This is a genomic window from Cupriavidus pauculus, from assembly GCF_008801835.1.
GTDB lineage: Bacteria > Pseudomonadota > Gammaproteobacteria > Burkholderiales > Burkholderiaceae > Cupriavidus > Cupriavidus pauculus.
Genome location: NZ_VZOW01000001.1, coordinates 323,208 through 338,942, shown reverse-complemented (window position 1 = coordinate 338,942; position 15,735 = coordinate 323,208). Strand labels below are relative to the sequence as shown.

General features: G+C 62.2%; 11 protein-coding genes. 4 read left to right on the top strand and 7 right to left on the bottom strand.

What is annotated here, in order from left to right:
* Positions 1-101: 101 nt before the first annotated feature.
* The 7 genes from F7R19_RS01455 to F7R19_RS01425 all read right to left on the bottom strand — a co-directional run bounded on the left by F7R19_RS01455 (position 102) and on the right by F7R19_RS01425 (position 9,106).
* The gene (locus F7R19_RS01455; protein WP_150979123.1) at positions 102-983 is read right to left on the bottom strand and encodes a carbohydrate ABC transporter permease; all 882 of its coding nucleotides are present in this window, start codon (positions 981-983) and stop codon (positions 102-104) included.
* Complete coding sequence (locus tag F7R19_RS01450) at positions 980-1,879, bottom strand: carbohydrate ABC transporter permease (RefSeq protein WP_150979122.1); 900 nt, start codon at positions 1,877-1,879, stop codon at positions 980-982. Before F7R19_RS01450 ends, F7R19_RS01455 begins: the two co-directional genes overlap by 4 nt.
* 88 nt (positions 1,880-1,967) lie before the next feature.
* Positions 1,968-3,287, bottom strand: coding sequence for an ABC transporter substrate-binding protein (locus tag F7R19_RS01445; RefSeq protein WP_150979121.1), 1,320 nt, complete (start codon positions 3,285-3,287; stop codon positions 1,968-1,970).
* Positions 3,288-3,395: 108 nt separating this feature from the next.
* Entirely contained in the window at positions 3,396-4,484 is a 1,089-nt protein-coding gene (locus F7R19_RS01440) for an ABC transporter ATP-binding protein (protein WP_150979120.1), read from the bottom strand.
* Between the two features lie 94 nt (positions 4,485-4,578).
* On the bottom strand, positions 4,579-6,318 hold the full coding sequence (locus tag F7R19_RS01435) for an IlvD/Edd family dehydratase (protein WP_223505735.1): 1,740 nt from the start codon (positions 6,316-6,318) through the stop codon (positions 4,579-4,581).
* Between the two features lie 217 nt (positions 6,319-6,535).
* Complete coding sequence (locus F7R19_RS01430; RefSeq protein WP_150979118.1) at positions 6,536-8,719, bottom strand: TonB-dependent receptor; 2,184 nt, start codon at positions 8,717-8,719, stop codon at positions 6,536-6,538.
* Positions 8,720-8,779: 60 nt separating this feature from the next.
* On the bottom strand, positions 8,780-9,106 hold the full coding sequence (locus tag F7R19_RS01425; RefSeq protein WP_223505733.1) for a hypothetical protein: 327 nt from the start codon (positions 9,104-9,106) through the stop codon (positions 8,780-8,782).
* A gap of 412 nt (positions 9,107-9,518) precedes the next feature.
* Between F7R19_RS01425 and F7R19_RS01420 the strand changes: the two genes are divergently transcribed.
* The 4 genes from F7R19_RS01420 (at position 9,519) to F7R19_RS01410 (ending at position 15,595) form a co-directional block, all read left to right on the top strand.
* Complete coding sequence (locus tag F7R19_RS01420; RefSeq protein ID WP_061955184.1) at positions 9,519-10,049, top strand: universal stress protein; 531 nt, start codon at positions 9,519-9,521, stop codon at positions 10,047-10,049.
* Between the two features lie 17 nt (positions 10,050-10,066).
* The gene (locus tag F7R19_RS30450; RefSeq protein ID WP_263289493.1) at positions 10,067-10,201 is read left to right on the top strand and encodes a hypothetical protein; all 135 of its coding nucleotides are present in this window, start codon (positions 10,067-10,069) and stop codon (positions 10,199-10,201) included.
* A gap of 340 nt (positions 10,202-10,541) precedes the next feature.
* Positions 10,542-12,524: a COG3904 family protein gene (locus F7R19_RS01415; RefSeq protein ID WP_150979117.1), complete on the top strand. Its 1,983-nt coding sequence runs from the start codon at positions 10,542-10,544 to the stop codon at positions 12,522-12,524.
* A gap of 383 nt (positions 12,525-12,907) precedes the next feature.
* On the top strand, positions 12,908-15,595 hold the full coding sequence (locus F7R19_RS01410) for an excinuclease ABC subunit UvrA (protein ID WP_150979116.1): 2,688 nt from the start codon (positions 12,908-12,910) through the stop codon (positions 15,593-15,595).
* Positions 15,596-15,735: the final 140 nt, after the last annotated feature.

Here is a 15,735-nt window from a genome sequence, read left to right as displayed (position 1 = left end):
TTATCGCAATGGTGTCTTAACAAACCGAAAGCTGCACGGCCAAAAACTGCGGTGGACGGGGCAGGGGTTCGCGCCAGCGTCGGGGCTTTAGCGCGGCCCGGTTATTCCTTGACGGCGCCGGTCATTCCGGACACGTAGTACTCAACGAAAAACGAGTACACCACGGCCACCGGCAGCGATCCGAGCAGGGCGCCTGCCATGAGCGCGCCCCAGTGGTAGACATCGCCTTCGACCAGTTCGGTGACGATGCCGACCGGCACGGTTTTCACCTCCGAGGACGAAATAAAGGTCAGCGCGTAGATGAATTCATTCCAGGACAGCGTGAAGGCGAAAATCCCGGCCGAGATCAGGCCAGGCACGGCCAGCGGCAGGATGATTTTCACCAGGATTTCCCAGCGCGTGGCGCCGTCGATCAGCGCGCATTCCTCGAGTTCGTAAGGGATCGAGCGGAAATAGCCCATCAGCAGCCAGGTGCAGAACGGAATCAGGAAAGTCGGATAGGTCAGGATCAGCGCCCAGCGCGTATCGAACAAACCAAGCTGGAACACGATCGATGCCAACGGAATAAACAAGATCGAAGGTGGAATCAGATAGGCCAGGAAAATCGCCAGACCCACCTGCTTGGCGCCTTGAAAGCGCAATCGCTCGATCGCGTAGGCGGCCAGCACGCTTGCCGCCAGCGACGCAAATGTCGAGACCGTCGAAACCAGCACGGTGTTGAGCAGCCAGGCCGGGTAGGGCGTGTCGAACAGCAGCTTCTTGAAATGCGCCAGCGTGGGCGCCACCACCAGGAACGGATTGGCGCTTTGCATCAGCAGTTCGCCATCGGGCTTGAATGCCGTAATCGCCATCCAGTAAAACGGAAACAGCAGGACAAACACGAACACCCCAAGCGGGATATAAAGCGTGACCCAGCGGCGCGGCACGGACTGCAAATAATCCATGCCTTGCTGTTCATTGGCCGATGCCGGATCGCGCTTCATTTGTCGCCTCCCTGTTGCCAGCCGCGCCGTTGCAGTCCGAAGTAGGAAAACATGATGGCCGCCAGCAGAAACGGCACCATCATCGTCGCTAGCGCCGCGCCTTCGCCAAGCGATCCGCCCGGAATCGCACGCTGGAAGGAAAGCGTGGCCATCAGGTGTGTGGCATTGAGCGGGCCGCCGCGCGTCAGCACATAGATCAGCTGGAAATCGGTAAAGGTGAACAGCACCGAAAACGTCATGACGACCGCGATAATCGGCGTCAGCAACGGCAAAGTGACATAGCGGAATTGCTGCCACGGCGTCACGCCATCGATCGACGCCGCTTCATACAGCGTTGGAGAAATGGTCTGCAAACCGGCCAGCAGCGAAATGGCGACAAAGGGAATGCCGCGCCAGACATTGGCCGCGATGGTGGAAAAGCGCGCCAGCCACGGATCGCCAAGAAAATCGATATAGCGGTCAATCCATCCCAGTTTCACCAGCGTCCAGCTGATAATCGAGAACTGTGCGTCGTAGATCCACCAGAAGGCCAGCGCCGACAGCGCCGTCGGCACGATCCAAGGCAGCAACACCACAGCACGGAAAAACGATTTGAACGGCAGGTTCCTGTTCAGAATCAGCGCCAGCCACAGCCCGAGTACAAACTTGAGTACGCTCGCGATCAGCGTGTAGAAAATGGTGTTGAACAGCGCCAGTTGCGTTAACGAATCGCCGGCCAGATAGGTGTAATTGGCCATGCCGATCCACTCGCCGATCCGTCCGATCTTGGTATCGGTAAAACCGAGCCAGACGCCCAGCCCAAGCGGATACGTCAGAAAGACCAGCAGTAGCAATGCGGTGGGCAGCATAAACAGCAGGCCCAATGCGTGACGATTGTTTGCCAGGCGCGACAGCATGGTGTTTCTCTCCGACCGCCGCGATGCGCGCACCGCGGCGGATATCTGCACGACGTTTTCGGCCTATCGGGATGGAGCCGCCAGGGTGTCACGCCTTGTAATAGCGCTCCGCCCGCTGCGCCGCGCGTGCCGCCGCTTCCTTAGGCGTCTTGGCGCCGCTGGCGGCTTCGGCCACCATGTCCAGCACGATGTAGTCGGCCATCGACGCCGCCGACGCCGTGCCCAGCGGGCCGGCGTGGCCGTTGTCGAGCATCAGCGATGCGGCATCGCGATAGACGGTGTGCTTCGGGTCGGCCGTCCAGATCGGATTCGCTTCGTACTCCTTGAGCGGCTGGCTGACATAACCGATGGCCGCTTCCATCCACGGGTTGTATTGCTCCGGCTCCATCATGAATTGCAGGTAGGCCTTGGCCGCGTTCGGATATTTGCAGTATTTGAAAATCATCATCTGGGTGATCTGCATGAGCTCCGTAGGCTTGCCGCTCTTGCCGATCGGAAAGTGCGCGTGCTGGATATCGCGCGCCATTTCCTGCAGTTTCGGTTCTTTAGAATTCTTGGCCGCGTAGTAGACCGATATGCCGTTTGCGGTCAGGCTCACCTGTCCATCGAGAAACGCCTTGTTGTTGGAGGGGTCCTGCCACGACAGCGTGCCGGGCACGAAAGTCGCGTAGAGCTGCTTCGCATATTCCAGCGCCGCCCAGGTTTCGGGCGAGTTCACCACTACCTTGCCCTTGGTGTCGACCAGCATGCCGCCGTGCGACCACAGCAGCCAGTGCGCCCAGTTGTTGCCATCGCCTACGGCCTTGCCGAGCGCAAAGCCGCACGGCGTGTTCTTGGCCTTAAGTGCCTGGCACAGTTTCAGAAAACCGGCGGTGTCCTTCGGAATGCTGTCGAAGCCGGCGGCTTTCACATGGCTTTCGCGGTAGACCAGCGCATTGCCGACCACGCCCAGCGGCAGGGCGATCCACTTGCCGTCGTACATGCCGTATTTCTTGCAGACGTCGTACCAGCCGCCGTGCTTGCCGCCCAAATAGTTGGCCACATCGGATACATCGACGAGCTTTGACGGATATTGCTGTGGATCGTCGAACCACCCGAGCACGATGTCAGGGCCGGTGCCAACGCTGGCCGCGACGGCTGCCTTCGGTCGCACGTCTTCCCAACCTTCATTGTCGACGCGGACCTCCACGCCGGTGAGCTCGGAGAATTTCTTCGTGTTCGCATTCCAGAGGTCTTCGTCGCCCTGAACGAACCGCTTCCAGCGCAGCACGCGCAGCTTGGCGCCGGCCTCTGGCTTGTATTGCAGCGCGGTGGCAGCCTGAGCATTGCCGCCCAGCGCCGTGGTGGCGGCGGCCGCCGCCGTGGATACCAGGAAATCGCGTCTCGTGAAGTGTCCGGATTGGCTCATCGCATTGTCTCCTCGTGGTCAGCGTGGCGCGCTGTGTAGGTGCTGCCATTGATGCTGTGCTGCCTGAAACCTGTGCCGTGTCGTCGGCATGCCGCGCGGCGTGGCGATTCACTGACGCGGCAGCGCCTGTCCCGTTTCCGCATCGAACAGGTGGGAATGGAGATGATCGGGCACCAGATGTAGCGCATCGCCAGCCACAAAATCATGCCGTTCCCGGAATATCGAAATGAACTCGGTGTCGCCAAAGCGCGAGTACACCTCGGTATTGGCCCCGGTAGGCTCCACCACCGCGACGCGCGTGGGAAATCCTTCGCCCGCACTGCCGCGCCGCAGATGCTCCGGCCTGGCGCCATAGATCACGCGCTGGCCATCGACGCCCGCGCCGGGCGCGAGGCGGGCCGGGGGATGCAGCCGCGTGCCGTCGGCAAATTCGACCATCGCCTCGCCGTTTTGCCGCCGCAGTACGCCTGGCACGAAATTCATCGCCGGCGATCCAATAAAGCCCGCCACGAAGAGATTATCGGGATCGTCATACAGCGCCAGCGGCTTGCCGCGCTGTTCGACGCGCCCATCGCGCATGACGACGATCTGGTCGGCCATCGTCATCGCCTCGATCTGGTCGTGCGTGACATACACCGATGTGGTGCGCAGGCGCTGGTGCAGTTCCTTGATCTCCGCGCGCATCTGCACGCGCAGCTTGGCATCGAGATTGGACAGCGGCTCGTCGAACAGGAACACCTGCGGATCGCGCACGATGGCGCGTCCCATCGCCACACGCTGGCGCTGGCCGCCGGACAACTGGCGCGGATAGCGATCGAGCAACTGACCGAGCCCCAGGATGCCCGATGCCTTGTCGACCTTCTGCTTGATGACGTCCTTGGCCATGCCAGCCAGCTTCAGCGAGAACGCCATGTTGTCGTACACGGTCATATGCGGATAGAGCGCATAGTTCTGGAACACCATCGCGATGTCGCGCTCCTTGGGCGGCAACTGGTTGACCACGCGGTCGCCGATGGAAATCTCGCCGGCGCTTATCTCCTCCAGTCCCGCCAGCATGCGCAGCAGCGTCGATTTTCCGCAGCCCGACGGCCCCACCAGCACCGTGAACTGGCCGTCCGCGATGTCGATGCTCACGCCACGAATGACCTGGGCGCCGGCGAAATATTTCTGCACATCCCGAATCTGTACAGATGCCATGCGTCGCGTCTCCTTGTGTGTCGCGCTGCGCTGCAGCCGGTTGACCGGCGGTGAGTGTCGTCGCGCCGCACGACGGCGGCGCCAAACCATGGAATCAGTGGTTGTCCTTGGGCACGCCGGCGCCGCTCTTGCCGACGAGAAAATCGAGATCGGCGCCGCGATTGGCCTGCTGCACATGCTCGACGTATAGCCGCGTCCAGCCACGCGACATCGGCAATTCCGGTGCCTGCCACGCCGCACGGCGGCGCGCCAGTTCCTCGTCGGAAACATGCAGATGGAGCTTGCGCGCCTGCACGTCGAGTTCGATCTGGTCGCCGTCTTGCACCAGCGCCAGTGGGCCGCCCGCCGCCGCCTCGGGCGCCACGTGCAGCACGACGGTGCCGTAGGCCGTACCGCTCATGCGCGCGTCCGAGATGCGCACCATGTCGGTAATGCCCTTGCGCAGCAGTTTGGGCGGCAGCGGCATGTTGCCCGCCTCGGCCATGCCGGGATAGCCGCGCGGCCCGCAATTCTTGAGCACCAGCACGCAGGTTTCATCGACATCGAGCGATTCGTCGTCGAGCCGCGCATGCATGTGGTCGCTGTTCTCGAATACCACCGCGCGGCCGGTATGCTTGAGCAGCGCCGGCGTGGCGGCCGATGGCTTGATCACCGCGCCGTCCGGGCACAGGTTGCCGTACAGCACCGCGATGCCCGCGCCCGCCTTGAACGGCGCATCAAACGCGTGAATCACCTCGCGATTCCAGTTCGGGGCGTCCTTGCAGTTGTCCCACAGCGACTTGCCGTTGACGGTCAGCGCATCGCGCGCCAGCACGTCGCGCAGTTCGCGGATCACCGCCGGCAGGCCGCCCGCATAGTAGAAGTCCTCCATCAGATGCCGCCCGGAGGGTTGCAGATCGAGCAGGCAGGGCAGGGTATGGCCAAGCTTGTCCCAATCGTCGAGGTGCAGTTCCACGCCCATGCGTCCGGCGATCGCCAGCAGGTGGATGACCGCATTGGTGGAGCCGCCAATCGCTGCGTTAACCTTGATCGCATTTTCGAAAGCCTGCCGCGTCAGGATTTTCGACATCACGAGATTGTCGTTGACCATCTGCACGATGCGTCGTCCGGATGCGCGCGCAAGGATGTTGCGGCGGCCGTCCACGGCGGGAATCGCGGCGTTGCCGGGCAGGCTCATGCCAAGCGCTTCGACCATGCAGGCCATGGTGGACGCCGTGCCCATCGTCATGCAATGGCCGTGCGAGCGATGCATGCAACTTTCGGCCTCGAAGAATTCTTCCTGCGACATATGGCCGGCGCGGACTTCCTCCGACATCTTCCAAACATCGGTGCCCGAGCCAAGCTCCTGGCCGCGGTATTTGCCGCTCAGCATCGGCCCGCCGGAAACGCCAATGGTCGGCAAGTCGCACGACGCAGCGCCCATCATCGACGCCGGCGTAGTCTTGTCGCAGCCCATCAGCAACACCACGCCATCGATCGGATTGCCGCGAATCGACTCTTCGACATCCATGCTGGCCAGATTGCGGAACAGCATGGCGGTGGGACGCAGCAGCGTTTCCCCGAGCGACATCACGGGAAATTCGAGCGGAAATCCTCCGGCTTCCCATACTCCGGTCTTGACCTGATCGGCCAGCGTGCGGAAATGGGAATTACAGGGGGTGAGTTCCGAATAGGTATTGCAGATGCCGATGACCGGGCGGCCATCGAACTGGTCGTGCGGAATGCCGCGATTCTTCAGCCAGGACCGATAAATAAAGCCATCGCGATCCAGCCGTCCAAACCATGCCTGACTGCGGCGCTTCGGTGGCGCCGGCGGATTATCTTCGTCGTGCACTCGGGTCTCCTGCGTTCTGCTTTTTTGGGGATGCAGATCCGGATGCCCGCGACCACACTGCCGCGCCGCACGCATGCCGAGTGAAGGCAGTCTAGGTCAGGCCCTCGGACAGGTAAACTGGTATTACCAATATCCAGTATTTACCCCGATGCAGCCTTGCATGCTTCTGCGCCGCCGTGCTGCGCACGACGGCGGCGCGGGCATGCCGCAGGGCCACTCAAAACGGTTTGGAAACCGCTACATAGAAGCTTCGACGCGGCGCATACTGCGGCGCACCAACGCCGATTCCCGTGCCATCGCGCAACTGGTAGGAACGATCGAACAGGTTGATCACCGTGAAGCGCGTCTTGAGTTTGCCGATAGTGGGCAGATCAAAGGTGTGCGCGATGCCCACATTTACCTGGAAGTAAGCCGGCAAGTGCGACGTATTGGCAAAGCCATTGCGCAACCCGCTGCCATACAGCGCATCGGCAGTCAGCAGAGTGCCCTGCCACAGGTAAGGAGCGCCAAGCGAGCCCGCCACGGTCTGGTCGTGATCGAGGTGCACCCAATTGTTGGCAATGTAGGCCAGTTCGTCCGGACCGAAGTTGAACTGGCCGGTCTCGATTCCCTTGCCCATCGCACGCGATACGCCGACGTTCAGATAGGCGCCGAAGTTGCCCTGGCGATAATTGGCCGTGCCCTCCACACCGTAGATCTTGCCCTGATCGTAGTTGAACGTGGAGAAGATCAGCGCATTGCCGAACTGGCCTTCGTCCTGGAGATGGCGCACCTTCCGATAGTAGGCATCGAGACCCAGCGTCAGGTTCGCGGTCGCCTGGTGCGAAACGCCGACATCGAAGTAGTCGGAACGTTCCGAGCGCACGGCCGTATTGGCGTCGGAAGGTAATGCATTCGTGGTACCGCTGAATTTGTCCACCGTGGTGGTATCGATTTTCTCCGTTGCAGGCGGCGTGAAATACCGTGCGTAGCCGGCATGCAGCCGGGTCGAGTTGGTCACGTCATAGGTCAGTCCCAGGCGGGGACTGAGCTGCTGCTCGCTGACCACCGTATTGACGTGGTCATACCGGGCACCGAAGTTGACCGTCAGCTTGTCGGTGGCCTTCCACTCGTCCTGCAGGTAAAAGCCAAGCGTGGTGCCTGAGCGACTGTTGTTGTCGACGATGGTGAACGGCACGCCGCTGGTCTGGTTGCCGTCGGCATCGGCAGGAAATACGCTCGAGGTGTTATCCACCCCAAAGTGTTCGCGCTGCACGAAGACCCCGGTGCGCAGCGTGTGGCGTGGATTCAGGATGTAGCTGGCATCGGCCTGCAGGCCGGTGGCTTCGTTGCGCCGGGTGATGTTGGAAGCGACGCCGTTGTAGACGAGGTCGCCAATCGGATCGGGCGAGTAGTCGATCCGGCTGGTTCGGTGGAACAGCGAGACCTGGTAGTCAAGCGCGGACGAGACCTTGCTCTGATACGACAAGATCTGGAAGTCGTTCTTTTCACGCTGGTTGGCGTTCAGGTTTTCCGACGCGGGCGGCGTGACGCCGTCGAGGGTGAACTGCGGTGCCAGCCCCGGCCGGTTCGGGATCTCGAAGCGGTTGTTGGCCGTCCCGAACATGAAACTGACGCGATTATCGGCATTCAGCAGATAAGACAGCATGCCGAAACCCTTGCTCTGATCGGTGTGATCATGAATCGCGTTCCTGCTGCTGGTGGGATTCTCGATGCCGAGGTTGTTCTCGACGAACGATCCACTGAGGTAGTAGCTGAACGGGCCCTTGGCGCCCTGGATCTGCGCGTTGACCTCATGATCAGCGTGGCTGCCGATCACCGTGCCGATCTCCCCGCCGAACGTCTTCGGTTTGCCGCTTTCGTCGGTTGCCGCGCCCTTGGTGGTGATATCGATCACGCCTGCGGTGCGGTAGCCGTACTGCGCCGGCAGGGCCCCGGTGACAAGCTTGATCTCATCGGCGAAGCGCGTGTCGAGCATCTGCCCGAAGCCGCTGATCGGCTCTGGCACGAAGACGCCGTTGATGCGGTACTGGAGATTGGCATGATCGCCACGGACGTGCAGTTGCCCGAATGAGTCCTGCACAACGCCGGGCGCCTGCAACAGAACCTGGTTCAGGCTAGTGTTCTCCCCCAGCGGTAGCGCTTCGATATCCGTACTGTCGAAGCTGTAGACGGAACTGCCGGTCTGTGGCGATAGCGCGTTGCGCGCCGCATCCAGTCGCTTGACGGAGACGACGACGGCGTTCAGCGTCTTTTCGCTGCCGGCCGCGGCAGGCTGCTGCGTGGCGGCATTGGGCGACGGCTGAGTGGCGGGAGTGGATTCGGCCGATTGCGCGTGCGCGTTGAGTGCGAACGCCGACGCGGCGCCGGCCGCGATGGCTCGAAGCGGAATATTGGGCATGGTTGACCTCTGCGAAACAGGACGGACCGGGCGGCAGAGCTTTAGCCCGGCGCCCGTGAACTAGCGGAAGAATCCGTCTGGCAGAGGGGGGCCGCGACTACGGGCAGAAGGCGTGAATACCGGCGCCAGAGGGCGCCTGGAGCTTTCGGGATAGTGCCAGCGGCGTCCGCATTCGGCGATCAGCCAGCCGGCAACGGCCGGAACGGCGGCCGCAAGCGCGGCAAGCGCGTGGCAGGTGGGACAAACATCATGCGCGGGGCCGCATCGGTCGACATCGGTCGGTGCCGCGCACGGATTCGCTTGCTGGTGCGCCTGCAAGTGACCGACCGCATGGACGACCGCCGCCGACTGCCCGAACAGCAGGAACAGAACCAGCAGGATCGACAACCAGCGCTGCGGCATGGCGTGCAATGGAATGAACGGGCACCTGATGCCAAGTGGCGAATCTTCTTTGCAACTTCGTTGCAAGTCTGCCACCAGCGAATCAGGCGAGCAATCACCCGATTGCGTAGCCCTGTTGCGTGGCACCGACGGGCCGTCAGTTGTGCCTTGTGAGGCATGCCGAAGGCGCTGACCCATCGATCAAGTGTCAGGGCGGGCAAGCGCTTCGGTTGCCGGCGAACCGCGTTGTCGCGCATGCGAAGGAAGGTCCGTGGAAATCCGTTTTCAAATATTTTTACGGGATTTTTATCGGCCGCATGCCAGCCTTGACGCCGGTTCTAGCTGCCGTTGCCTAGCATCCAGTCATGGAGAGTCGACGTGCGATTGCGTTGGCTGGCGGAACAGGAAACGGCTCGATATGATCAAGATACTTGTGCCGGTCGACGGCACCGAATGCGCGTTGAATGCGCTCCGGCACGCTGCCTTTCTCGCTCGGGAAGGGGGGCGTTCGGAGGTTGTGCTGCTGAATGTCCAGGCCCCACTCGAGCGCGGCCGGGCCAGTGCATTTCATTCGCTGGCGGCGCTCAGGGAGCAAGAGCGCCGCGATGGCGAATCTGCGCTAGCGACGGCTTGCGAACTGCTCGACGAAGCCGGCGTACGGTATTCGACGCTGATCGGCCTTGGCCATACCGCCAGGACGATTGTGTCTGCGGCAGAGGACAATTCTTGCGACAGCATTGTGATGGGCGCGAGCCTTTGGTCGCAGATAAAGGCCGCCGTTGGAGGCGGGTTACCTGCGCAGGTCATACGGCGGGCCTCAGTGCCGGTGACGGTCGTCAAGGCTGGCCGCACCGCTGGAAAGGCGATTGCAGCGCAAGGTCCGTTGCCTCGGCCTGATCATCCCCACCATGCTCGGGTTGTCGACTATCTGTCGACATACCGTTCGTGATTTCAAGGGAGTCCAGCATGTGGTTACGCCTTGTCTGGGCAGGACTGGCCCTGCTGGCGCTAATTGCGCTGTTCGGTTTTCAGTACAGGTTGACCGACAATCTCAGGCAAAAAGAGGAGGAGGCCGACCATCACCTCGACGAAAGAAAATAAAAGCGCCGGCTGCGATGGCGATGCCTTTTTGCTACTTTGTCGCGCTCGTTCATTGAGGATGTTGCCGCCACGTGCATGGACGACTTGCTCGACTATGCAGGCGTGTCGCCCGTCAGACTAGCCGTCGCCATCCGACGACGATGCCGCTGACCGATATCGCCCGTAAGTTCTCGTTATTTCGATGTCAGGTTTTCCATTGATTAAGCGATGGGAAACCTGCCATGACCCGGACAAAAGTGGGGTATGTCGTGGCCGCGCAACATTGATCCCCTCGATAGTCGAATCAGGTAGATTTGTCGGCCAACAGAACAATAAACACGGGTTGGTCATGAGGGCGAGCATGTTGGTCCGCGGCACGCGGACGCTGAATGTCATTCTTCTGGTGGTAGCGGTTATCGGCTTGGTGGCCACGCTTGGGGAATGGCGGGCAGGTGGGGGCGCATTCCCCTTGCTGGCGTCCCTGGTATGGCTGGCGCCGCTGTTCCAGACTTGGCGCGCGCTTGGGGAATCGGCGACGGCGCGGTCTGTCAAAGCGGCGACCATCGCCAATTTCGTGCTGCTCGCATTTTTCGCGGTGGGCGTACTTCGCCTTCTGGTGCGTGACGAGTCCGGGATGTCGATGGTGGTGCCAGCGGTGGTAGTCGCCGCGATCATCGCGCTGAACCTGCGCGCGCTGTCGAGACGCGTGGAAGAATTGACCGCGAGCCCATCGATCTCGCCAATCGCGCGCCGGGACGCGGTCTTCACCATCGGCGAGGATGTCCAGGAAAACGACGGCGCAACGCCTGCTTCGGCAGATGCGCCGTACGTCGAGACGGAGGTCAAGGGCCTCTACGTGATGCGCCACTGGCGCGGCCAGCTTTCACTGCCGGTGTCTTACTGGATCAACGGCACCTTGCTTGGCATGCTGCTGGGTGCCGCGCTGCCGGCGCTCAAAGGATTGTTGGGCATTAGCGATTCGCTGCGCCAAGTGGCCCTGTTTTTCGTCGCCACGATCTGCATCGTCTATCTGTCTTGGTTATGGTCGTTCGTCGGCATCTGGCGCTCCGCTGGCCGGCACGCGCAGCGCGGAGGCAGTGCGTTCTGGGGATACGCCGCACGTGGCAGCGTGATGCTCGGAGTGTTCGGGGCCGTCGTGCAGATGGTGACGATCTACGGTCCCCAACTGCGCGAATTCACCATGCTCGCGATGGGGAAGGACACCATGGGCGAGATCCAGGCAACGCCATCGCCCAATGGCGACGCGGTGATGGTCTGGGGCACGCTGCGCGAAGGCTCGGCCAAGCAGGTGCTGCGCGTGCTCGACAACACTCCGGGTGCGCGGACCGTGATCCTGAACTCGAATGGCGGGCGCCTGCTCGAGGGCCGTGTGCTAGCCGATGGCGTGCGGCAACGCAAGCTGAATACTTATGTGGAAGGGGAGTGCAGCAGCGCCTGCACGTACGTGCTGATGGCGGGTGTCGAGCGGGTTGCCACGCCCAACGCAAAGATCGGCTTCCATCGCGCCAGTTTTGGCGGCGGCATGGACTCGGCGGTAGAGAGTGCGGCGGTGACGTCAATGCTGAATTACTATCGCAACGCCGGCCTCCCAGATAATTTCGTACAGCGCGTGGGCGCGACACCCGCGAGCGCGGTCTGGTATCCGAGCCGCGAGGAGCTGTTGCAGGCACGTGTTCTCACTCGAATTGCCCTGCGCAGCGAATCGCCCGGCATGTTGCAGGTGGAATCGCGCGACGTACTCGCGGAGCGCCTCAAGGAGTCTGCGCTTTATCGCGCGTTCGACCAACGGTTCCCCGGCGCAATCAGCCGGGCCGCGGAACGCGGCTGGGCCGTCAAGACACGCGGAGGCAGTGATGCAGAGATCTTTGCCGCGCTACGTAGCGAGATGAAGCAGGCGTTGCCGGGCGTGCTCAAGAACGCAAGCGACGAGGCGCTCGCAGAGTTCGTCAAGCTGCTGGCAGCCGAGACCAACGCGGCGCGCAATATCAGCGTGGATGCTTGCTCGCAATTTCTCGACGGCACGCTGGACACTTCCAGTGCATTGCCGCCGGTACTTGTCGAGGAAGAGCGCAAGACCATCGTCCAGTTACTAAAGTCCCCGCCTCACAAGGGTCGGCAACCAGACCCATATATGGCCGACGCCATGATGCGCGTGGCCTTTCAGAACCTGTCGCAAGACCAGGCGCGCGCGCTGACCGACAAGACCTTCGGCACGCGCCAACCTGCGGTGCGATGCGATGCCACGCTGAAGTTCTACCAGAACGTGGCGTCGATGCAGCAATCGGCGCAGAGCGCGGTGTTGTGGTCGATGTACCGGCGCTGATCCGGAGCGGGCAAACCAGTTTGTCCCCCGGGGTCAGAGGGCGGCGAACGCGATGACATGGCGGGCTTCGCGAAATTTGTAATTGCTACATCGGGCTTCACATCGCTGTCTCCCCAGCCAGCCGCGACATATCGCGCACTTTTTCGGGAATCCTCCTCTTCGAGACGTATTGGCACGCTTACTGCGTGCTGAGGACCCGTCAGCGCGCCGCCTCCTTTGTGGCGACGCACGCGCGGAAGAGCGCGGAATAAGCGGCTGACGGCGCCATGGCTGCCGGCGACCGAGTAAGCTTCAAGCACGTAGATTCCGCCGGGAATATTTGCAAGATCGACGGTCCCGAACCAGCGTAGCGAATATGCCCCCAATCGATACGAGCCCATCGCATGAACGATGAAGACCCCCAGCGCGCATTGATACCCGACGACACGTTGCCCGCCCCGGCGAGCGGCTGGGCAGACAACTTCGTCCGCGTGCGGGGCGCGCGCGTGCACAATCTCAAGAACGTGGATGTCGATATCCCACGCAATGCGTTGGTGGTATTTACCGGCGTGTCGGGTTCCGGCAAGTCGTCCCTGGCATTCGGCACGCTCTACGCGGAAGCCCAGCGGCGTTACTTCGAATCGGTTGCCCCCTATGCCAGAAGGTTGATCGAGCAGGTTGGCGTGCCAGAGGTGGATGCGATCGAAGGGCTGCCGCCTGCAGTGGCGCTGCAGCAGCAGCGCGGCACGCCGAATGCACGCTCCACCGTGGCTAGCGTCGCCACGCTGGGAAGTCTCGTCCGCATGCTCTATTCGCGTGCGGGCACCTATCCGCCCCGGCAGCCGATGCTGTACGCGGAGGACTTTTCGCCTAACACGGTCGAGGGCGCCTGCCCCACGTGTCATGGTCTGGGGCGCATCTATGACGTCACCGAGCAGTCGATGGTGCCCGACGATTCCTTGTCGATACGCGAGCGCGCGATTGCTGCTTGGCCGCCCGCATGGCACGGGCAGAACTTGCGCGACATCCTGGTCACGCTCGGCTACGACGTGGACAAGCCGTGGCGCGAGCTGCCGAAGAAAGATCGTGACTGGATCCTGTTTACCGACGAGCAACCCACGGTGCCGGTGTATGCAGGATTTACGCCCAAGGAGGTACGCGCGGCGCTCAAGCGCAATCTGGAGCCCAGCTACCAGGGCACGTTCACGGGTGCCCGTCGCTACGTCTTGCAGACCTTTGCCACGACGCAGAGCGCGCTGATGAAGAAGCGGGTTGCACAGTACATGATCGGGCGCGAATGCCCGACATGTCACGGCAAGCGCCTCAAGAAGGAAGCGTTGTCAGTGACGTTTGCGGGCATGGACATCGGCGAGTTCGCGAAACTGCCTCTTGGCCGCGTGGCGGAGATCATGCGCCCGATTGCGCACGGAAAATGGGCCAGCCCCGAGACGGCAACCGGTGCGGTGCTGAGCACGAAGGCGATGCGCGCCGCCACGGCGCGGCGTGTCGCGGCGGGCGGATCCGCGCACAAGGCGGCGCCCGACGTGCGACGCACGCCTAACCTTTCCGACGAAAAGCGGCTGGCTGCGCAGCGCATTGGGGAAGAGCTTGTGGAACGGCTTTCCACGCTCATCGATCTCGGCCTGGGCTATCTTTCGCTGGACCGCAGCACGCCGACGCTCTCATCGGGCGAATTGCAACGGTTGCGGCTGGCCACGCAGTTGTCTTCCCAACTGTTCGGCGTGGTCTATGTGCTCGACGAGCCATCGGCGGGGCTGCATCCTGCCGATGGCGAAGCGCTGCTGGTGGCATTGCGACGATTGAAGGCGGCTGGCAACTCGCTGTTCGTGGTCGAACACGACACGCAGACCATGCGTCACGCGGACTGGATCGTAGACGTAGGACCGGCCGCGGGCGAAGGCGGCGGGCACCTGCTCTACAGCGGGCCGCTTGACGGACTTGCCGCGGTGGATAGATCGCTTACCGCGGCCTATCTGTTTGGCGAGCAGCACGTATCGCCACGAAAGCCCCGCGACCCAGCAGGCTGGCTCAAGCTCGTGAATGTTTCTCGCAACAATCTCCATAAGATCGACGGGGCGATACCTTTGGGCTGTTTCGTGGCAGTGACGGGCGTCTCGGGGTCCGGGAAATCGAGCCTGATCAGCCAGGCCCTGCCGGAGCTGGTGAACCGGCATCTCGGCCGCACAAACGACAGCGATGCCGACGAGGAACGCGATCCGCTGTTCGCCGTCACGGACGCGCCAATTACGGGGCGTGTCGCGGGTGACACGGAGACGGTGCGCCGTCTGGTGCGCGTCGATCAGAAGCCGATTGGGCGCACGCCTCGATCGAATCTGGCCACCTATACCGGCCTGTTCGATCATGTACGCAAGCTATTTGCCGACACCCCCGCTGCGCGCAAACGACGCTATACGCCGGGACGCTTCTCCTTCAACGTGGCCCAGGGCCGTTGCCCGACATGCGAAGGCGAGGGCTTTGTCAGCGTTGAGCTGCTGTTTCTGCCCAGCGTGTATGCACCGTGTACCGTTTGCCACGGCACGCGCTACCAGGCGCAGACGCTGGAAATTACCTGGCAGGGGAGGAATATCGCCGAGATCCTCGACCTGACCGTCGATGCGGCATGCGAAGTCTTTGCGAACGAACCGCCGGTGATGCGATCGCTCAAGGCGTTGCGCGACATCGGACTGGGATACCTGCGATTGGGGCAGCCTGCCACCGAACTGTCGGGTGGCGAGGCACAACGGATCAAGCTGGCCACCGAGCTGCAACGCGCCCAGCGCGGCGACACGCTCTACGTGCTGGACGAACCGACCAACGGCCTGCATCCGGCTGATGTGGACCGCCTGCTCGTGCAACTTCAGGAACTGGTGGATGCGGGCAACACCGTAGTCGTTGTCGAGCACGACATGCGCGTCGTAGCCCAGGCGGACTGGGTGATCGACATGGGTCCCGGCGCCGGGGAAGAGGGCGGCCGCATCGTGGCTTGCGGCCGTCCTACCGAGATCACAGGCGCGGCGTCGAGTCGCACTGGGGAATATCTGGCAAAGGCTTTGGGTCGATCGGGGCCGTGACGCGAGCACCCTTGCTTAAGGAACGGCAATTTTTCATCCAGATTTTTGCCTGGATGGCACAGATATTATTCCCATCGCTCATTTCATGACGTCGGCGGAAGGGTTAGTCTTCCGACCCTACGCCACGCTGTCGCCGGCCT